The sequence below is a fragment of the Enterococcus sp. B2E4 genome (assembly GCF_030499455.1).
Lineage (GTDB): Bacteria > Bacillota > Bacilli > Lactobacillales > Enterococcaceae > Enterococcus_D > Enterococcus_D casseliflavus.
Genome location: NZ_JAUKPK010000011.1, coordinates 136,974 through 156,120 on the forward strand (window position 1 = coordinate 136,974; position 19,147 = coordinate 156,120).

The 19,147-nt window shown below is 35.7% G+C and carries 16 protein-coding genes; 15 read left to right on the top strand and 1 reads right to left on the bottom strand.

From position 1 onward, the window contains the following. Positions 1-31 precede the first annotated feature (31 nt). The 10 genes from rfbA to Q1X33_RS08795 all read left to right on the top strand — a co-directional run bounded on the left by rfbA (position 32) and on the right by Q1X33_RS08795 (position 12,811). The gene (rfbA, locus tag Q1X33_RS08750; RefSeq protein WP_005229515.1) at positions 32-898 is read left to right on the top strand and encodes a glucose-1-phosphate thymidylyltransferase RfbA; all 867 of its coding nucleotides are present in this window, start codon (positions 32-34) and stop codon (positions 896-898) included. A 15-nt stretch (positions 899-913) separates the two neighbouring features. Next, positions 914-1,486 (top strand): dTDP-4-dehydrorhamnose 3,5-epimerase, encoded by a 573-nt coding sequence (rfbC, locus tag Q1X33_RS08755; protein WP_005229516.1) that lies wholly within the window; start codon positions 914-916, stop codon positions 1,484-1,486. A 12-nt stretch (positions 1,487-1,498) separates the two neighbouring features. Further along, positions 1,499-2,527: a dTDP-glucose 4,6-dehydratase gene (rfbB, locus tag Q1X33_RS08760; RefSeq protein WP_034869303.1), complete on the top strand. Its 1,029-nt coding sequence runs from the start codon at positions 1,499-1,501 to the stop codon at positions 2,525-2,527. A 42-nt stretch (positions 2,528-2,569) separates the two neighbouring features. Then, a complete protein-coding gene (gene rfbD, locus Q1X33_RS08765; protein WP_034869305.1) occupies positions 2,570-3,421 on the top strand; it encodes a dTDP-4-dehydrorhamnose reductase in 852 nt (283 codons plus the stop codon). Positions 3,422-3,437: 16 nt separating this feature from the next. Further along, complete coding sequence (locus tag Q1X33_RS08770; RefSeq protein WP_005229522.1) at positions 3,438-4,604, top strand: nucleotide sugar dehydrogenase; 1,167 nt, start codon at positions 3,438-3,440, stop codon at positions 4,602-4,604. 209 nt (positions 4,605-4,813) lie between these two features. Beyond that, positions 4,814-5,614 carry an ABC transporter permease gene (locus Q1X33_RS08775; RefSeq protein ID WP_005229524.1) on the top strand — a complete coding sequence of 267 codons (801 nt, stop codon included), beginning with the start codon at positions 4,814-4,816 and terminating at the stop codon, positions 5,612-5,614. 1 nt (position 5,615) lies between these two features. Continuing rightward, complete coding sequence (locus Q1X33_RS08780) at positions 5,616-6,857, top strand: ABC transporter ATP-binding protein (protein ID WP_005229526.1); 1,242 nt, start codon at positions 5,616-5,618, stop codon at positions 6,855-6,857. A 36-nt stretch (positions 6,858-6,893) separates the two neighbouring features. After that, positions 6,894-9,965, top strand: coding sequence for a rhamnan synthesis F family protein (locus Q1X33_RS08785; RefSeq protein ID WP_270787840.1), 3,072 nt, complete (start codon positions 6,894-6,896; stop codon positions 9,963-9,965). Next, on the top strand, positions 9,965-11,536 hold the full coding sequence (locus tag Q1X33_RS08790) for a DUF2142 domain-containing protein (RefSeq protein WP_225582076.1): 1,572 nt from the start codon (positions 9,965-9,967) through the stop codon (positions 11,534-11,536). Before Q1X33_RS08785 ends, Q1X33_RS08790 begins: the two co-directional genes overlap by 1 nt. A gap of 21 nt (positions 11,537-11,557) precedes the next feature. Next, positions 11,558-12,811 (top strand): glycosyltransferase family 4 protein, encoded by a 1,254-nt coding sequence (locus Q1X33_RS08795; RefSeq protein ID WP_005229534.1) that lies wholly within the window; start codon positions 11,558-11,560, stop codon positions 12,809-12,811. A 402-nt stretch (positions 12,812-13,213) separates the two neighbouring features. Here Q1X33_RS08795 and Q1X33_RS08800 read toward each other — a convergent pair whose 3' ends face one another. Beyond that, positions 13,214-15,019 (bottom strand): LTA synthase family protein, encoded by a 1,806-nt coding sequence (locus tag Q1X33_RS08800; RefSeq protein WP_034869310.1) that lies wholly within the window; start codon positions 15,017-15,019, stop codon positions 13,214-13,216. Positions 15,020-15,260: 241 nt separating this feature from the next. On the opposite strand from Q1X33_RS08800, the gene Q1X33_RS08805 reads away from it, so the two are divergent. Genes Q1X33_RS08805 through Q1X33_RS08825 form a run of 5 tightly spaced genes read left to right on the top strand, consistent with a single transcriptional unit; the run spans position 15,261 to position 18,970 of the window. After that, positions 15,261-16,043, top strand: a complete 783-nt coding sequence (locus tag Q1X33_RS08805) for a glycosyltransferase (RefSeq protein ID WP_005229538.1) — start codon at positions 15,261-15,263, stop codon at positions 16,041-16,043. Positions 16,044-16,060: 17 nt separating this feature from the next. Further along, positions 16,061-16,789 carry a glycosyltransferase family 2 protein gene (locus tag Q1X33_RS08810; RefSeq protein ID WP_034869312.1) on the top strand — a complete coding sequence of 243 codons (729 nt, stop codon included), beginning with the start codon at positions 16,061-16,063 and terminating at the stop codon, positions 16,787-16,789. Continuing rightward, the gene (locus Q1X33_RS08815; protein WP_005229543.1) at positions 16,789-17,145 is read left to right on the top strand and encodes a DUF2304 domain-containing protein; all 357 of its coding nucleotides are present in this window, start codon (positions 16,789-16,791) and stop codon (positions 17,143-17,145) included. The genes Q1X33_RS08810 and Q1X33_RS08815 overlap by 1 nt, the downstream gene beginning before the upstream one ends. Next, on the top strand, positions 17,142-18,236 hold the full coding sequence (locus Q1X33_RS08820) for a glycosyltransferase (RefSeq protein ID WP_005229545.1): 1,095 nt from the start codon (positions 17,142-17,144) through the stop codon (positions 18,234-18,236). Before Q1X33_RS08815 ends, Q1X33_RS08820 begins: the two co-directional genes overlap by 4 nt. Beyond that, complete coding sequence (locus tag Q1X33_RS08825; protein WP_005229546.1) at positions 18,236-18,970, top strand: glycosyltransferase family 2 protein; 735 nt, start codon at positions 18,236-18,238, stop codon at positions 18,968-18,970. Before Q1X33_RS08820 ends, Q1X33_RS08825 begins: the two co-directional genes overlap by 1 nt. Positions 18,971-19,147 lie beyond the last annotated feature (177 nt).

Sequence of the window (19,147 nt, forward strand, 5' to 3'; positions counted from 1 at the left end):
ATACAAGTAAATTAATTAAGGAGCGTAATGAATGAAAGGGATTATTTTAGCAGGCGGTTCAGGAACACGCCTTTATCCATTAACAAAAGCAACTTCTAAACAATTGATGCCTATTTATGACAAACCAATGATTTTTTACCCAATGTCTACTTTGATGTTGGCGGGGATCAAAGAAATTTTAATTATTTCCACTCCTCAAGATACTCCTCGCTTTCAAGAGTTATTTGGCGATGGCAAAGACTTAGGACTGCAAATTGACTATGCAGTACAGCCAAGTCCTGACGGCCTCGCTCAAGCATTCATTATTGGGGAAGAGTTTATCGGCACTGATAGTGTTTGTTTAGTCCTAGGAGACAATATTTATTATGGGGGCGGTCTATCAAAAATGCTTCAACGAGCTGCTGCAAAAGAATCAGGTGCAACCGTTTTTGGCTATCATGTAAATGATCCTGAACGATTTGGTGTAGTGGAGTTTGATGACGATATGCACGCCTTGTCTATTGAAGAAAAACCTGAGAAGCCGAAATCAAATTATGCTGTAACAGGTCTGTATTTTTATGATAACGAAGTAGTCGAAATCGCCAAGAATATCAAACCGTCTGCGCGTGGAGAATTAGAAATTACCGATATCAATAAAGTTTATCTAGATAAAAATAAACTTTCTGTTGAAGTCATGGGAAGAGGTTTCGCTTGGCTTGATACAGGAACACATGAAACATTGCTTGAGGCATCTACTTTTATTGAAACGATTGAAAAACGGCAAAACTTGAAAGTTGCGTGTTTGGAAGAAATATCATTCCGAATGGGCTATATCACAAGAGAGCAGTTAGTTGCTTTAGCTGAGCCATTGAAAAAAAATCAGTATGGTCAATATTTATTACGACTAGCTGCTGAATAAAGAGGAGACGCTTTGATGAAAGTTATAGAAACAAAATTGACAGATGTAAAACTAATAGAGATGGACGTTTATGGCGATCATCGAGGTTTTTTTACTGAAAGCTATTCAAAAGAAAAATTTTCAGCACAAGGAATTGACTTTGATTTTGTTCAAGATAACCACTCATTATCTGCTGAAGCAGGTGTGTTAAGAGGCCTGCATTTTCAAAAAGGTGAAGCAGCACAGACAAAATTGATTCGTGTGGTGACTGGTGCGGTACTTGATGTTATCGTAGATATTCGTAAAGGCAGCCCGACCTATGGAGAGTGGGAAGGGTACTTGTTAACCGAACACAACCATCGTCAGTTATTAGTACCTCGCGGATATGCTCACGGGTTTATGACACTGACTCCAAATGTGAACTTCTTGTATAAGTGTGACAACTATTATAATGCTGAAGCTGATGGCGGCATTGCATTTGATGATCCCGATTTGGCAATTACTTGGCCTATAGATGTGAAAAAAGCGATTCTATCAGAAAAAGATAAAAAACATCCAACACTGAAAGAATTTGAAATAGAAAATACATTTATCTATGGTGAAGTATAAGGAGTGAAAGTGATGAAAAAAATTATTGTAACTGGTGGAGCAGGATTTATCGGCTCTAACTTTGTTCATTATGTGATCAATAATCAGCCTGATGTTTTTGTAACAGTTTTAGATAAGCTGACCTATGCGGGAAATAAAAACAATCTTAATGGTCTTCCAAAGGATCGCTTTGAATTAGTTGTCGGCGACATTGCTGATCAGGAGCTGGTAGATAGATTGGTTCAGGATACAGACGCTGTCGTTCATTATGCTGCAGAATCTCATAATGACAACTCGTTGAAAGATCCTTTTCCGTTTGTTCAAACCAACATTATTGGAACGTATACGCTGATAGAAGCATGCCGAAAGTACAATGTAAGATACCATCATGTTTCAACCGATGAAGTATATGGCGATCTTCCTTTGAGAGAAGATCTTCCGGGACATGGCGAAGGAGCGGGAGAAAAATTCACGGACAAAACGCCGTATAACCCATCAAGTCCTTACTCTTCAACAAAAGCTGGTTCCGATCTTTTGGTAAAAGCTTGGGTGCGCTCATTCGGTCTCCAAGCGACGATCTCCAATTGTTCTAATAATTATGGACCTTATCAACACATTGAGAAATTTATTCCTCGACAAATTACCAATATTTTGAGCGGCATCAAGCCGAAATTGTACGGTGACGGGAAAAATGTCCGTGACTGGATTCATACAAATGATCATTCATCTGCTGTGTGGACGATTTTAACAAAGGGACAAATGGGTGAAACGTATCTCATCGGTGCCGATGGTGAAGAGGATAATAAAGCAGTAATTGAACTGATTTTAGAATTAATGGATCAGCCCAAGGACGCGTATGAGCACGTAAATGATCGACCAGGTCATGATTTACGCTATGCAATTGATTCGACAAAATTGAAAGAAGAATTGGGCTGGCAACCGGAATTCACCAATTTCCGAGATGGCTTAGCCGATACGATTGAGTGGTATCGCAACAACGAAGAATGGTGGAAGACAGAAAAAGAAGCGGTAGAGAATAATTATGCTGCGAATGGACAATAAATAAAAGCAGGGAAACCTGCTTTTTTTGAAGGGATGAGAAATATGATTTTACTGACAGGCGGAAATGGGCAGCTGGGCACGGAGCTGCGACATCTATTAGATGAAAAAGGATTAAACTATGTCTCAACGGATGCCCAGGAAATGGATATTACGGACGAAAAAGCAACTCTTGCGTTTATTCAAGAATTAAAACCGACCGTTATTTATCATTGTGCTGCATACACAGCAGTAGATAAGGCGGAAGATGAAGGCAAGGAACTTGATGAGAAAATCAATGTCAACGGGACGGAAAACGTGGCGAAAGCGGCGAAAGCGGTAGGAGCAAAGTTTGTTTACATCAGTACTGATTATGTGTTCGATGGAACGAAAAAAGAGGGGGTCTACAAAGAAACAGATACGCCGAATCCTCAAAATGAATACGGACGTACAAAATTGCTGGGTGAACAAGCAGTGAAAGACCTTTTAGATGAATACTTCATTATCCGAACTTCATGGGTTTTTGGTAAATATGGACATAATTTTGTATATACAATGAAACGTTTAGCGCAAACGCACCCGCGCTTAACCGTCGTTGATGATCAATATGGCCGTCCAACATGGACCCGAACATTAGCTGAATTTATGGTCTATATTATCGAAAACAATGCAGACTATGGGATCTACCATCTATCAAATGACAATAGCTGTTCATGGTACGAATTTGCCAAAGAAATTCTGAAAGAAACGGATGTTGAGGTTGCACCTGTGACTTCAGCAGAATATCCGCAAAAAGCAAAACGACCACAATACTCGGTGTTGGATCTTACAAAAGCAAAGAATACCGGTTTTGTTATTCCTACTTGGGAAGAAGCACTGGCTGATATGACTGCATCTTTAGAGAAAGAAGAAAACTAGAAAAAGAGGGATCATGATGAAAGTTTCCGTTTTTGGTTTAGGATATGTAGGATTAGCAAACGCTTTGTTATTGGCGCAAAAAGAAGAAGTGCTTGCTTATGATATTGTGGATGAAAAAATCGATCAATTGCAAAAGAACATCTCACCTCTTGAAGACAAAGAAATTCACCAGTTTTTGGAGCGGACAGACTTATCCGTTCGTTTCACCAAAGCTTTTGATGAAGCTGTTGACTTTGGGGATGTATTAATTATTGCGACGCCTACAGATTACGATGAGCATAAAAACTATTTTGATACGTCGACTGTAGAATCGGTGATCGAAAAAGCGCTAGAATTGCGTCCAGATGCTGTGTTTATTATTAAATCAACAGTTCCTGTAGGGTATACATTAGATCTCAAAGCACGTTTTAACACAGAGAACATTTTATTTTCACCTGAATTTTTGCGTGAGGGAAAAGCTTTATACGACAATTTGCATCCTTCGAGAATTGTTGTTGGAGAATGCAGTGAGCGAGCGAAAGAGATCGCCGAGATGTTCAAGCGAAATGCATGGGAAAATGAAATTCCCGTGCTTTTAACAAATCCGACTGAAGCTGAAGCAATAAAACTGTTTTCTAACACGTATCTGGCGCTGCGCGTGGCATATTTCAACGAATTAGATACCTATGCGGAAGTGAGGGGACTTGATTCACGACAAATCATTGAAGGCGTCGGGCTGGATCCTAGAATCGGCTCCCACTACAACAATCCGTCTTTTGGATACGGTGGCTACTGTCTGCCCAAAGATACCAAGCAGCTCCTAGCTAACTATGATAAGGTTCCGAATAATATCATTCAAGCGATCGTCGAAGCAAATACGACCCGCAAAGATTTCATCGCGGAGCAGATCCTTGATCGACAACCGAAAGTTGTGGGCATCTATCGATTGACTATGAAAGCTCATTCTGATAATTTCCGCTATTCTTCAATTCAAGGAATTATGAAGCGGATCAAATCCCATGGAATCAACGTAGTAGTATACGAGCCTTCTTTAAAAGAGAAATCCTTCTATAACTCTGAAGTGATTGATGACTTTGAGACGTTTAAAAAGATCTCTGATGTTATTGTAGCAAATCGTATGGAAGATGTACTGCATGACGTAGAAGACAAAGTATACACAAGAGATTTGTTTGAAAGAGACTAAAAACTTTGAGAAAAAGGAGGCCAAATTTCGTTCGTTGAATGCGGCTTTCTTTTTTTCGTTTAATCTGTCAATGAAACATTAATTTTTTTTCTCAATTTTTGAAATGATCTGGTAGAGGTTGAGAAAGAGGGGAATGTCGAGTATACTTTTTAAGGATAGCTTTAAAAAGTTTTACCGTAAAAAAGATTAGTGGAACCTTAAAGGAGAAAATGATGTTCGAGCGTAAAAATAGAATTTTATTGAAAGAATTAGTAAAAACCGATTTTAAACTAAGATATCAAGGAAGTATTATGGGCTATGTTTGGTCTGTTTTGAAGCCCTTGATGCTGTTTACTGTCATGTATGTGGTCTTTGTACGTTTTCTTAAATTTGGACAAGATGTTCCTCACTTTGAAGTGGCGTTACTTTTGGGAACCGTTCTATGGAGCTTTTTTAGCGAAACGACAAATTTAGGTATGTCATCAATCGTCACACGAGGCGATCTGCTTAGAAAACTAAGCTTTCCTACACATATCATTGTTATTGCTGTATCGATCAACGCCTTAATCAATCTAGTAATCAGCCTTGTGATCGTTCTTTTATTTGCGATGATCAATGGAGCGGATATTTCAATCTATGCTTTTTTAGCACCGCTGCTTCTGATTGAACTCTATGCCTTTTCATTGGGCGTGTCTTTTATTTTGGCAACAATCTATGTTAGGTTTCGAGACATTGGACCGATCTGGGAGGTTGTCCTTCAAGCGGGTTTTTACCTTACACCGTTAATTTACCCATTGACACTTGTAATGAATATGGACGTGAACATTGCCAAACTTTTGATGATGAATCCAATGGCTCAAATTATTCAAGATATGCGGCATATCTTAACAAGTACAAGCAATATTACGGTATGGCAATTAATAAATACGAATTGGATCGTCGCAATTCCATATGTTTTGCCATGGATCGTATTAGTTGCCGGCTACATGATTTTTAATAAAAATTCGAAAAAATTTGCGGAGATTATTTAATATGAATAATGAAATAGCAGTGAAAGTTGATCATATAGGAAAATCGTTTCGTCTTCCTACAGAAAGTACAACGAGCTTAAAAAGAACGATCGTTAATTATTTTAAAGGAATCAAAGGATACAATGAGCAAAAAGTCCTAAGAGATATTTCGTTTGAAGTGAATAAAGGAGATTTCTTTGGAATTGTCGGAAGAAATGGGAGTGGAAAATCAACCTTATTAAAAATTATCTCCCAAATTTATACACCTGAAAAAGGGTCTGTAGAAGTGAACGGAAAATTGGTTTCTTTCATCGAGTTAGGCGTTGGATTCAATCCAGAATTAACTGGGAGAGAGAATGTCTATTTGAATGGCGCTATGCTTGGTTTTTCCGAAAAAGAAGTGGATGGAATGTATTCCGATATCGTTGAGTTTGCGGAATTAACTGAATTTATGAATCAAAAATTAAAGAATTATTCAAGCGGCATGCAGGTTCGGCTTGCGTTTTCTGTAGCGATTCAAGCGAAAAGCGATATTTTAGTTTTAGATGAAGTATTGGCTGTCGGGGATGAAGCGTTCCAAAGAAAATGCAATGACTATTTCATGAAGGCCAAAGATGAGAACAAGACCATTATACTCGTGACTCACTCAATGGAATCTGTTCGTAAATACTGTAATAAAGCACTGATGATCGATAAAGGGGAAGTAAAAATCATCGGAACCCCAGATGATGTAGCAAATCAATATTCTTTAGACAATGTTACACAGACGGGGGCCTCCACCGTTATTGAAAAGGAAGAGGTTTTAGAAGAACCACAAGAAGTTGAAACAAAAAGTAAAGAAGAGGAAACAATACGAAACTTTACAGTAGATTTATTATCTGATGAAATGCTTACCGATGAGAATCGACGAGTAGAGTTTTTGATTTCTTATGAAGTGTTAAAAGATATGGAGACGTATATTGCTTTTTCAATGACAGATATCGATCGCAACATTTGGATGTACAACGACAATTCATATGATGAAATGACAAAAGGTATCGGTAAAAAGACTTTTAAATATGCTTGCGAGTTAAATCATATCAATGAATGCAAATTAAGGTTAGGCGTATCAATTCGAAACGCCGCGGACGAACCATTTGCTTTTTCAGATCAAGAAAATTCACCCGTAATAATCGTTTCCCCAAGAAAAAATCGATCAAAAAGCGAGCGGATCGCCTCAAGCGGTATTTTGACAAGCAATGGAAGCTGGCAGAAGCTTAAGTGATCAGAAAAATCTACTTATAGAAAAAGGTGAGTCGTATTGGAACCATTAGTTTCCGTGATTATAACTTGTTATAATCATGAAAAATATGTTGGTCAGTGTCTGGAAAGTGTATCTTCCCAAACCTATAAACATTTAGAATTAGTGATTATCAATGATGGATCGACAGATAATTCAGATCAGATTATTAGAGATTATTTATCACATGTTTCGCTAAAACATGAGTATTTGGTTCAAGAAAACCGAGGCGTTTGTGTGACACGAAATAAAGGACTCGAGCGAGCTGTCGGAAAATACCTATTATTTGTCGACAGTGATAATTATCTAGATAATCAATATATTGAAAAGCTAGTTGAAACTGCCGAAAAAGAAGAAGCAGATATTGTATATACTGATCTTGTAAATGTTGAAACAGGTGAGCTGTTTATGGAAGCCAAACCATTCCAATTGGAAGAGTTTCTTTCTAGTAACTTTATTGATAATTGCTCGTTGATAAGAAAAGAAATTGTTGGTCAGCTAACATATGATTTAGCGTTAAACAGAAAAAAATTAGTCGACTATGACTTTTTTATGCGACTGATTCTTACCAACCATGCGAAAGCTGTTAAATGTTCTTCCACAAAATTAAATTATCGAGTGCTACAAGAATCAATATCAAGGAAAGGGCAGCATGGGACCGAAAAATTTTATTATGAGATTTATCTTTATCTCCTGAGCAAGCATCAGGAACAATATCCACAACTGGTTCTTTCAGCAATTAAGAATAATATCATGCAACTGGAAGACCGAAACGAAGATTTAATCAATCATCTTGCAGATTTGACTAATTATATAAAACAACAAAACAAAGATAATGAATTATTGCTTGCAGAAGTTAATGAATTAAAAGTATCTGTGGAAGACTTAAACAATGAAAAACAGGCGATAGATCAGCGATTACGTGAAGAAAATCTTGAAAAAAATGACTTGCAAAATCAGAATTTATCTATGGCGCAATTAATTCAGTTGCTGGAAAACGATAAACAAGCGTTGATGTCATCTAAGTCATACAGGGTTGGTAAACTTATTGTGAAGCCTTTTAGTTATGGACTAAGATTTTTAAGAAATCCTAGTAAAGGATTAGTACTTGTTGATAAAGCAAAACAAAAGTTATTGGTTAAACTCAGAAAAATCCCTAATTTGCAATTTTTAGTTTTATCTAGCAAACGAAAAGCAACACGCAAAAAAAATGTTTATCAAAATCCAAAAAGAGTATTGGTATATGTTATCTATGAAAGCCAATCCCAGCTGCAAGAGTATAAACTCATTTTTCTTTCCTCTTTAGCAGATTTTTCAGAAAAAGTATTAATCGTAGTGAATGGTAAATTACCGGAGTCTGACTTAGAAAAGCTTCGTAAGTTTGGGGAGGTCGTTCTTAGATCTAATGATGGATATGATACGGCAGCCTTTAAACACGGTATCAATTTTCTTGGCGAAAAGGAATTAAGTAAGTATGATGAATTGTTATTGGTGAATGATACGAATGTTGGTCCAGTCTCAGATTTAACAGAAGCATTTAATAAAATGGCAGCTAAAAAACTTGATTTCTGGGGAATTTCTTATGGAGAAGAACAACCTGATTTTACCAAGTATAACAAGTATGGATATATCCCTATTCATTTACAGTCCTATTTTTTAGTAATTGAGAAATCAATGTTCCACGATCCATCATTTTATGACTATTGGAAAAATCTTGGAGATACAAACTCAAGAGAAAAAGCAATCGGAAAGCATGAAACGGTTTTTACAAAACATTTCAGCGATTTGGGCTTTAAACACGGGGCTTTAACCGAAAAGAATACGGATAGTCCAATGTATATCCATCCCCTTCAAATGGTTCGAGAGGGTGTACCTATCGTTAAATACACAGCTTTTGCAAACGATACAGACGAGAAATTTGCTTGGCAAGGACTTCAGAGGAAAACAGAAGTTCCTGAATTAATTGAATATATTAGAAATGAAACGGAGTATCCAGGTGCTGTGATCAATCAAATCATGGAGGATATCAAAAATAAAAAGCACAAAGAACATATTCTCATAATAGATGGTGTCGAAAATGCAATTCCGCAGTTAACAAAATACCGTGTACAAAATAAGATTGAACAGTTAAAAAACCTAGGCTTTGATGTCTGGCATGTTAATCTTTCTACATTTCAGATGGGATTAGCTGAACACGCAAGTCATATCATTATTTACCGTGCACCATATGATGAGCGATTAGCAGAACTGATTCGTTTAGCAAGAAAGTACCATAAACCTGTGTTGTATGATATTGATGATTTAGTGATCGATACCAAGTACACGGATCAGTTGACGTACGTCCAAAATCTTACAAAAGTTGAAAAAAACAATTACGATAGTGGCGTTATCAGTTACAAAAAAATGATGCTTATGTGTGATGGAGCAATAGCTTCCACAGGTGTCTTAAAAGAGGAACTTCTGAATTATCACCAGAACGTACTGCTTAATCGAAATCTTGCGAACCAAGAGTTGGTGGCGATCAGTCATGATGCAGTTGAAAATAAGATGGAAGATAGTACAAAGGTGAAAATCGGGTACTTTTCGGGATCAATCACCCATAATGAGAATTTCGAATTGATTAAGCCTGCTATTCTAGAAATCTTAGAAACTTTTCCGCAAGTGGAATTGCATTTAGTTGGGCATTTAGATGTCCCGAAAGAAATGGAAAGGGTAGAATCGCAACTGGTCATTCATCCATTTGTTGATTGGAAAGAATTGCCGAAACTGATTTGCCAAGTGGACATTAATTTAGCACCGCTGGTACATTCGATTTTTAATGAGGCAAAGTCTGAAATCAAATGGATGGAGGCTGCTTTAGTGAAAATACCTACATTAGCAAGTGAAATTGGCGCTTTTAAAGAGATGGTAACGCACAACAGAAACGGCATACTCGTCAAAGATAATGAGTGGTTCAACCAATTAGAAAAAGTGATAAACGATAAGACTTTTAGAGAAACTATCGGTGAGAATGCTTATAATTACGTAATTGAAAATTGTACAACATCAGAGCATGAAGATGAACTAAGTGCTTTTTTAAGGAGTATCCATTAATGCTACTTATTAAAAACAATCTAATTGAACTAAAAAAGAATTACAAGCTGCTTATTCTTTTTCTATTCATTCTTTTGACTGCTCAGTTTTTCTTACAATATATAGAATTAACTTGGCCTAAACTGTATATTGTTTTGGCCTTAGCGGCTGCTATACTCTTACTGATAGTTTCAAGAATAAGTGATGAAACGAAAATCGCCAGAAATGCGTTTGTCTTAATCTTTATTGCTGGTACATTAAATGCACTGATTCTACCAATTCGACAAAACTATGACGAGAATACGCATTATTACCACGCATTAGAAGTAGCAGATGGAAAAGTCAGAAATCAAACAGATGAAAGAAATTTTCTTGCCATATCCCCAGATTTCTTAGCTATTACCAAATTACCTAGTAAACCCGAGTATGGAAATGAACTGAATACTAATCTTTACCACAAAGAATTCCTTGAAATTGAATCTATTCCCTCTACCTATAATGAAGACTGGCTTGAAAAAAGCGGGTTTAATAATCCCGCTTATATACCAAGTGCTATAGGCATATCCATTGGACGATTATTCTCGCAAAGAGTATCTGTTCACTATTATTTAGGGAGAATTTTTAATGTTCTGTTTTATGCATTGTTGGCTTTTTGGGCTATAAAGGTAAGCAAAGTTTATAAATTAGCGCTTTTCGTTGCAGCTACGACCCCATTTGCCGTATGGATCTCATCTGGTTTTACCTACGATAATCTTTATTATGGTCTAGTACTATTGATATTGGCTCAATTCACCAATTTTTTTGTTGGTGAACGCGAAGTTAATTTTCGAAAAATCATACTTTATATGCTTACTTGCCTTGGGCTGGTTTTTTGTAAGGCACCAGTGATTCTGTTGGCTGCACTGCCTTTATTTGTGCCTACAAAATATTTTGATACGAGGAAAACAAAAAAAATTACGGTTTTTGCAGTACTTCTATGTTTTTCATTAGGCTTTTTATGGTTGATGAACGGTGCGATTTTCCATATATTCGAGGATGTTCCTGCAGCTAATACTGTCGCAGTGGATGAAAATGAAGATGTTCTTTCGTATTTAATCAGTAATATTGGATACACAATTACTTTGTTTTTACGATCATATTCGGATGTAATTGCTTCTATCGGTTATTTTCTGAAGAATCCAATGCCATACTTTATGGCTAGTGAAGCCGCGGGGTTCATCAATTTGATAAACTATACTTTGATGATTACTCTTTCTGCTATGCTTATTAAAATCACTATCCCTAAGAAGACACGTGTGCTTACTTTGGCTACTTTTTTTGTGATTATTTCAGGAACAATCTTGGCAATAACAGGTGATCCACGAGTATTTGCAATTGGTGATTTAAGAGTCCCAGGTGTACAAGGTAGGTATCATTTTTATTTACTCGCATTCCTGCCGTTATTTCTAGGGCCTATTCTTAATAAAGTAGGCTTTGAAAGTGAAAAGGTAATGAGTCATTTGGATTCAAATAAAATTACTAGCTTTTGCGTTAAAACAATCTATGTCATTACATTTTTTAATTCTTGTGTCGCACTGTATGGCTATTTATAAGAATAAGAAAAGGAGATTTTAATGAAAAAAATATTATTCCTTTCACCAACTGGCACAATGGACAACGGGGCAGAAATTTCAATATTTAATTTAATGAAATATCTAGTTGAGCAAGGATATGAAGTAGTAAATATTGCACCGGTTAGTGGAGACGTCGAAGTAAATGACTACTCGCGAATTTTTGAAAGTAATGGGATCAAATGTTTTTTAGTTTCAAATCAACGGTGGTGGTGGGAGGATGCACCAGGAATGTTATTTGGAAGTGAAGAACAACGAGCGGCATCTTTTAGAAATACTATCGATCTCATTGCAAAAAAGATAGACGAGTTTGATATTGAGTTGGTAATCACAAATACAGCAAACATGTTCCAAGGTGCGATGGCGGCGGCTGTTCAAGACGTTTCTCATATCTGGTTAATTCATGAATTTCCTTCCGGCGAATTTGCTTACTACAAGGATAAAATTGAGTTTATAGAAGAATTTTCTGATGAGATTTTTGCTGTTAGAGGCGAGTTGAGCAATAATTTGCAAGAGCTGTTTACAAGGAAAAAAATTAAATCATTCGCTCCCTACACAGAGTTAGAACAAGTTTCCCTTAAAAAGGGAGATGTTCAAAGAATCGTTTCAGTAGGACGTATCAACCCAAGAAAAAATCAATTAGAATTAATTAAAGCATATCATCAGTTGAACAGGTACGATATTGAGTTGGTTTTTATTGGTGCATGGGATGATGAGTATAAAGAAAAATGTCTCGATTATATCAAAAAAAATCGTTTAAAAAATATAACTTTTCTAGGAAATGTAGACAATCCATGGGAGCATGTGACATCGAAAGATATATGCGTTTTTTCTTCAGCAATGGAAACATTCGGTTTAGTTTATGTTGAGGCTCTTTTAAACGGTGTACCAGTTATTATATCCAATAATCCAGGGCACATGTCAGCATATGATTTTTTTAATCACGGTTGTGTCTATCCATTAGGTGATATAGATAAATTAGTAGAAATGATCCGCGTTCGATTAGATAACTTCGATGACTTCAAAAGCGAAACAGTCAATTTCTCCGTTGAAGCAAAAGAGAAGTACCAAATTTATTATGTTTATCAAGACTTAATCGAAGCGATCGATTCCGTAACTGCTTCGCCAAAAGCGATTCGCCATATAAAATCTTTATTGACCTTAAATGAAAAAAAGAGCAAACTGGCGCAATTTGAGTATCAAACGAGAAGTTTCCTGGAAAGAGTTAAGTATAAAATAAGGAAAAGCTTTAAATAAAGTTCAAATGATTCTAAGTAAAAAGACAAGGCCGGCAACAAAGGCAACCTTGTCTTTTTTACTTTTTCAGTTAAAAGTTTACTATTTCACGGACCGCATACTCTTAGAAATAGTAGGGATCGAGTATTAAAGCAAAAAATACAAACAAGGCTTTAAAAAAGCTGTTTAATTCTATTAGCAATAAAAATTGCTTGATAGGTGAATATGTCAGAGATTTAATGCTATCATAAACAAAATGATCAGATTTTACGATATCTTTATTGTAGAGTTGTTTCCTCGACCATATCAAATAGTGTCAGTAAAAAATAATTGAGTTTTTACTGACACTACTAAAAGACTGGTTAGTATATTCAATTATATAGTAAAAATTTATCGTAGCAATTGGTGTGATTTAGCAATTTATTATTTAACTTCAAGGTCTGATCCTTGCATAATCTGCTGATTATAAAAGCTCGATGTCTTACTAAGTTCATTAGAGAATTCATCAAACCCTAATTTTTCCATTAGAGTCATTTCTTCTGAAAATAGATTTGTTCCTAAGCCTAATCGATTTCCCTCAATGGAAACACCTAATGCAGATAAAGTGGTCGGAAACAAATCCAATGTACTGAAAGAACGATTGGTATTATTCAAGGTTGTTACCGGTGAGTTAATAAAGAGATTGAAGACAGTTCGCTCATAGTCTTCAGGGATACCATTAAAAAAAGAGGGATCCATGCTTAGGTGGTCACCGGCAATTACGATAGTAGTATTATCATAAAAAGACTGTTGCTGAACCCATCGTATAAAATTACCTAACATATAATCTGAATAGTGGATGACATTACTATATTGCTGTTCAAAAAGTTTAGGTGTATTTTCGGTCATCAAACCATCTGGGAAGTGCATATCAGCTGTTAGAAGCGTTAAATTAAAGGGCTCTTCTGACTGAGAATCTTCTATAAGTATGTTTTTAGCAAACTCAAAAAGTTTCTCATCCTCATATCCCCACCAGACTTTATAGTCAGACGGTATCCATTGATTATCGATGGCATATTGATAATCTTTTATTTGGTAATTTCCATGTTGAGAGTAAAATTTATCTCTGCCGCCAAAGCTTGCATCGGAACCGATTAACAGTGTTTGATTGTATCCTTCTTGATCTAAAATGGTACCGATTGTGGTGACACCAGGCATAAAAGATGAAGTATTGCCATATTCATTTTCGTTATAGCCACCAGAGACTCTCAGAGGAACCCCAGAACTTTGGGCAACCATTCCTCCTACGGTAAAACCAACACCAGGAACTTGACGAGCACCGCCGAAAGTACTTTGGTGCGAAAAATTTAGTCCATCTGCATAAGCTGATTCTGTGAGATTTGGTAATAGATTGACTTCTTGCATTCCTCCAAGGTCAATGGATAAGTACGTTGATTCTAATGATTCGACGTAAATATAGATAAGGTTTCTTTTTTGTTCTGGAAAGGTAAGCGCAACATCATTCGGGTCCACATAAAAATCTTCGTAAATCGTTGATTTCTCAAAAAAATATGCTTTTAGTTCTGCATAGCCCAATGTTTGTATACCAAAGAAAAAACCATATATAGTGAGGCTTACACTAATGAAGGCAAAAAAGAAACTCGTCTTTTTGGTTAACTTAATTTGCTGAAACTTTTTGTAAGATAGAGCATAGAGTAGCAAGTATAGGATTACTAGAAAACTAAGTGTGAGAATAATAGAATTTAATAAAGGACCCAAAATGAACGTATAAATTTGACCCGCATCTGTTCCTGTCAAGGGTTGAGACAAAGTGTATAGAATTTCACTAATGCCTACATTACCAAAAAAATTTTTCGTCCAAACGGCACTGTTTCCAGCAAGTGCTCCAATGAATACTAGTAATGAAAAAATAAAAAAAGAAAGTTGAAGACGCCAGTTCAAGGATTGAAATATTCTGTCAATCAGACCTGTTTTTTTGATAATCAGGACCGTTGATAAGAGAAAAAGAAAAACAAGGATACTTACACCAGTGACTGCGGACTTGGTTGAAAGGAAACTAAAAGATAAGAGATTTTTTCTTAATTCAGTTAAGCCGAGTGATCGTGCAATAAATGCCGTGAATGAAAGATGAGAAACGGCACAAAATAGAGAAAGCGAAATTCGGCGATAAAAGCTTCTATTTGCTGTTAAAAAGAGTATGAGAATAAAAAGTAAGATGGAAAAAAGCATCCTGTACCTCCAAATACATATTATATATAGTATACTAGAATAATGACAAGTCTCCAAAAGAAAAACTTAAAAAAAGGCGTGGAATCCTTATTTTTTTTCATTTTTTGCCAAATAATGAGAGTTTGTCTTCTTTAAGTTTTTTTCGGGATTTTAATTTTTGTTGAGAATTACTAAAAAGTCGAGTATAATTTTTTAGAATTGGATATTTAAAACTCTTAACAATTCATGGAAAGGGATATTCATGCATACATTTGTTATTTGCGCTTATAAAGAGTCTTCTTTTTTAGAAGAATGTATACTTTCTTGTTTAAATCAGACGAGTCTGAAAAAAGGAAAGTCCAAGCTGATTTTGTACACAAGTACACCAAATACTTATATAACAGAGATTGCCAACTCTTATGAGATACCTATGTTTACTAGTTCAGGCGGAAGTATCGGACGAGATTGGAACAATGCATTGTCTTTTGTTGATACGCCATATGCGACGATCGTTCATCAAGACGACATCTATTTAAAAGAGTATGGTGAAAGCGTCATTGATGCGTTCGAAAATAATAATCAAACAAGTATTGTGTTTACGGATTATAAGGAAATCGATCAAGAAAGTCAAATCAGAAAAAGATCAATAAATCTTAAAATTAAAACGTTCGGTTTAAAAACAATGGGGTTATTACAATCAAAGTGGTATCAAAGGCGCATATATGCGTTTGGGAACTTTATTTGTTGTCCAGCTGTTTCATATAATTTGCGGGTGCTCAATGACTTCAAATTTAATGAACAGATGCGAATGGCAGTAGATTGGGATGCATGGGAACGAATCATGAAGCGACCGGAAAACATTTGTTACATCTCAAAAAATGCAATGTATCATAGAATTCACGAAGAATCTGAAACAACTGCAACAACCCTGGATAAAACGAGAGAAGCAGAAGAATTGGAAATGTACAAACGTTATTGGGGGAAAACTATTGCTTCTTTTCTCATGAAATTTTACGTGAAAAATCAAAAAAGCAATCAATTATAAGAAAAGTTAGGGTGTAAATCGTGAATCCAAGAATTTTACTGATTATTCCAGCATATAATGAAGCAGAAGGTATTGTCCAAGTAATCGACAAGGTACTCGAGTATAGAAAAAAAACACCATATAATTTAGATTATCTTGTTATCAATGATGGGTCTACAGACAATGAGGAAGCGGTATTATTGGAAAACAATATTCATCATGTCGAGTTGGTGAACAATTTAGGTATTGGAGGAGCTGTGCAGACGGGATATCTGTATGCATTAGAACACGATTATGATATCGCGATTCAATATGATGGCGATGGACAGCACGATATTGAAAGTTTAAGTCAGTTGGTTGAACCGATTATCAATAATCAGGCTGATTTTACCGTCGGATCCAGATTTGTAGAAGACAGCACGTCGACGTTTAAATCTACTGGTGCAAGACAATTAGGAATCAAGCTTCTTTCAGGACTTATTTACCTTCTGACAAAAATGCGCGTCAAAGATGTAACGAGTGGTTTCAGAGCAGGAAACCGGCAAGTAATCAGACAATTTGCCCATCGATATCCGAGCCAGTATCCGGAACCTGAAAGCTACATGCATTTAGTAGCCAAAAACATCCGGGTGAAAGAGATTGGGGTAAACATGTTCGAAAGAACGACTGGTCGCTCGAGTATTCATTTTTTCGACTCGGCAGCGTATATGGTTAATGTCTCTTTGGCTATTCTGATTGCATCTTTGATTAAAAAGGAGGAATCCTAATGCCGGTTCAATTACAAATTATTGCTATTTTTTTAGCATTTGCTTTTTTTGTCTTAACTGTTTATTTGATTCGTAAAGATCATGCAGAAGTACGTCAAATGAACAAATGGCTTTTACTGGGAATAATAATGTTGATCGGTGCATTATTTCCCAAAGTAGGGACGACGATCGCCCACTTTCTAGGGATCACTACACTCACTTCTTTAGCATTATATAGTTTAACAGCCTTTTTATTGTTTATCACTTTAACAACTAGTATTGCATTGATAAATACGCAAAGACAAGTCAAAACATTAACACAAGAGTTATCTTTTTTGAAAAAAGAAATTAGAGAAATGAAAGAAGGAGAAAAATGAAGGGCATTTATTTTTCCCAAGACTTGACCCATGCTGGTGGAATTCAAAAGAAGATCAATCGACAAATTGAAGAGTTTGAAAAAAATGGTTTTTCCATGAAACCCTTAATAAACCCAAAAAGGAATATAGGTCATCTGTTTATAAACCTAGTTCCTTTTTTTTCAAGACAGTTTTTTTTAAAAGAGAAAATAAATTGGCAAGAGTACGACTTTGTTTACATTAGAAAAAGTGCGGTTTTTGATAAAAGTGTTATCGATTTATTAAAGAAAATCAAGACAATGAATCCATCGATTATTGTCTTATTAGAAATTCCAACATATCCTTATATGAACGAATTTAAAGGAATTGTAAAATGGGACATTCAAGCCAAAGAACATCTCTGGACACCATATTTAAAACACTACGTTGATCGAGTTCTGACTTTTTCGGATGATGAAAAAATTTTTGATATACCATGTATCAATCTTTCGAATGCGTACGACTTTGCTAGTCCGATTGAAGGTAGTAATGAGGGAGATGGTGCAATCCGATTACTAGGGGTCGCAGCACTTTGTTTCTACCATGGATATGATCGCGTCATTCAGGGACTGCACGAATACTATAATTCATCTGATGCTAAGAGAAACGTCATGTTCACTTTAGTCGGGGATGGTCCTGTCTTAAAGGACTATAAAAAGCTGGTCTCTGATTACCACTTAGAAGAAAAAGTGAAGTTATTAGGCAGAGTAGAATTTTCTCAATTGGATCAGTTTTATCAGAATGCAGATATTGGGATTGACTCTTTAGCCCGTCATCGATCTGGAGTGACTTATAATAGTAGTTTAAAAGGAAAAGAGTATTTGGCTAAAGGGTTACCGATTGTTTCTGGAGTGAAAACTGATTTGGATAATTGTGATCTTCCGTTTTATTATCGTGTACCGAGCGATGATACACCAATCGATATTCCAAGCTTAATTGAGTGGTACGATTCAATGCTTGAAAATTCTTCAAAAAAGGAATTAAGCGCAGCTATTTTTCAATATGGTCTTAGTCATTTTACTTTTGAAAAAACCTTTAAGCCTGTAATTGACTATTTGAGGAGTACAAAATAATGGATGAGAAAATCAGTATAATAATTCCAATGTATAACGGAGAGAAATATATAGGTGAATGTCTCAATAGTCTTATGAATCAAACCTATAAAAACATCGAGATCATCGTTCTTGATGATGGCTCAACAGACGATTCAATAGAGGTAGGTAATGAAGTCATAAACAAAAACACATCCAGAGTTATTCGATTAGTTAGCAAGAGTAACGGTGGCCAATCAAGCGTTAGAAACGCTGGGCTTTTGAATGTCAGTGGCAAATTTATTACATTCATTGACTGCGATGATTTTGTTACACCGATTTATTGTGAAGAATTGATGCGTGCGATTAAAACATGTGATGTTCAAGTTGCTATGTGCAAGTTTACCAAAGAAGAAACCGAGTTGAACTTATCTGTGGTTAATCCTCCCAAAATTGTTGAAGGGACATCTTTACAATTAATTGAGGAATTATACGATTCTGATTTTCCTGCGGGTTCTCCAACTATCAAACTTTATGCCGTGGAACTGTTCAAAGATGTTGCGTTCACTGAAGGAATTATTTATGAGGACGGGCTGTTTTTCTATGAAATGATTGATAGTAAAAGCTATTATTATCGAACAACAGAAAATTCAACTTTAACGAGTAAAATAAGCAAGAAGAATTTTGATGTTATAAAGAAAAACAGATTAACTGAGAACTTTTTAGAGAAATATCCAGAAGCATTAGGGCAATTCTATCAAAAATACGCAATCTGAATGATTGTATTGCTGTAAAATGTATTTATGATAAAAACCCGTTTTTTGTCAATTGATAAGAGAAATCTTATCAATTTATCAAGAATATGTAAAAGAGCATACCTCAAGACAGCTTCTCTATAAAAATTATTTTCTCTATAAATCATACTCACTGAAGTGAGTATGATTTATAGGAAT

Bases quoted from the DNA above. Each gene is read 5' to 3' on its own strand.
- rfbA (WP_005229515.1), top strand. From the start codon at position 32: ATGAAAGGGATTATTTTAGCAGGCGGTTCAGGAACACGCCTTTATCCA.
- rfbC (WP_005229516.1), top strand. From the start codon at position 914: ATGAAAGTTATAGAAACAAAATTGACAGATGTAAAACTAATAGAGATG.
- rfbB (WP_034869303.1), top strand. From the start codon at position 1,499: ATGAAAAAAATTATTGTAACTGGTGGAGCAGGATTTATCGGCTCTAAC.
- rfbD (WP_034869305.1), top strand. From the start codon at position 2,570: ATGATTTTACTGACAGGCGGAAATGGGCAGCTGGGCACGGAGCTGCGA.
- Q1X33_RS08770 (WP_005229522.1), top strand. From the start codon at position 3,438: ATGAAAGTTTCCGTTTTTGGTTTAGGATATGTAGGATTAGCAAACGCT.
- Q1X33_RS08775 (WP_005229524.1), top strand. From the start codon at position 4,814: ATGATGTTCGAGCGTAAAAATAGAATTTTATTGAAAGAATTAGTAAAA.
- Q1X33_RS08780 (WP_005229526.1), top strand. From the start codon at position 5,616: ATGAATAATGAAATAGCAGTGAAAGTTGATCATATAGGAAAATCGTTT.
- Q1X33_RS08790 (WP_225582076.1), top strand. From the start codon at position 9,965: ATGCTACTTATTAAAAACAATCTAATTGAACTAAAAAAGAATTACAAG.
- Q1X33_RS08795 (WP_005229534.1), top strand. From the start codon at position 11,558: ATGAAAAAAATATTATTCCTTTCACCAACTGGCACAATGGACAACGGG.
- Q1X33_RS08800 (WP_034869310.1), bottom strand. From the start codon at position 15,019: ATGCTTTTTTCCATCTTACTTTTTATTCTCATACTCTTTTTAACAGCA.
- Q1X33_RS08805 (WP_005229538.1), top strand. From the start codon at position 15,261: ATGCATACATTTGTTATTTGCGCTTATAAAGAGTCTTCTTTTTTAGAA.
- Q1X33_RS08815 (WP_005229543.1), top strand. From the start codon at position 16,789: ATGCCGGTTCAATTACAAATTATTGCTATTTTTTTAGCATTTGCTTTT.
- Q1X33_RS08820 (WP_005229545.1), top strand. From the start codon at position 17,142: ATGAAGGGCATTTATTTTTCCCAAGACTTGACCCATGCTGGTGGAATT.
- Q1X33_RS08825 (WP_005229546.1), top strand. From the start codon at position 18,236: ATGGATGAGAAAATCAGTATAATAATTCCAATGTATAACGGAGAGAAA.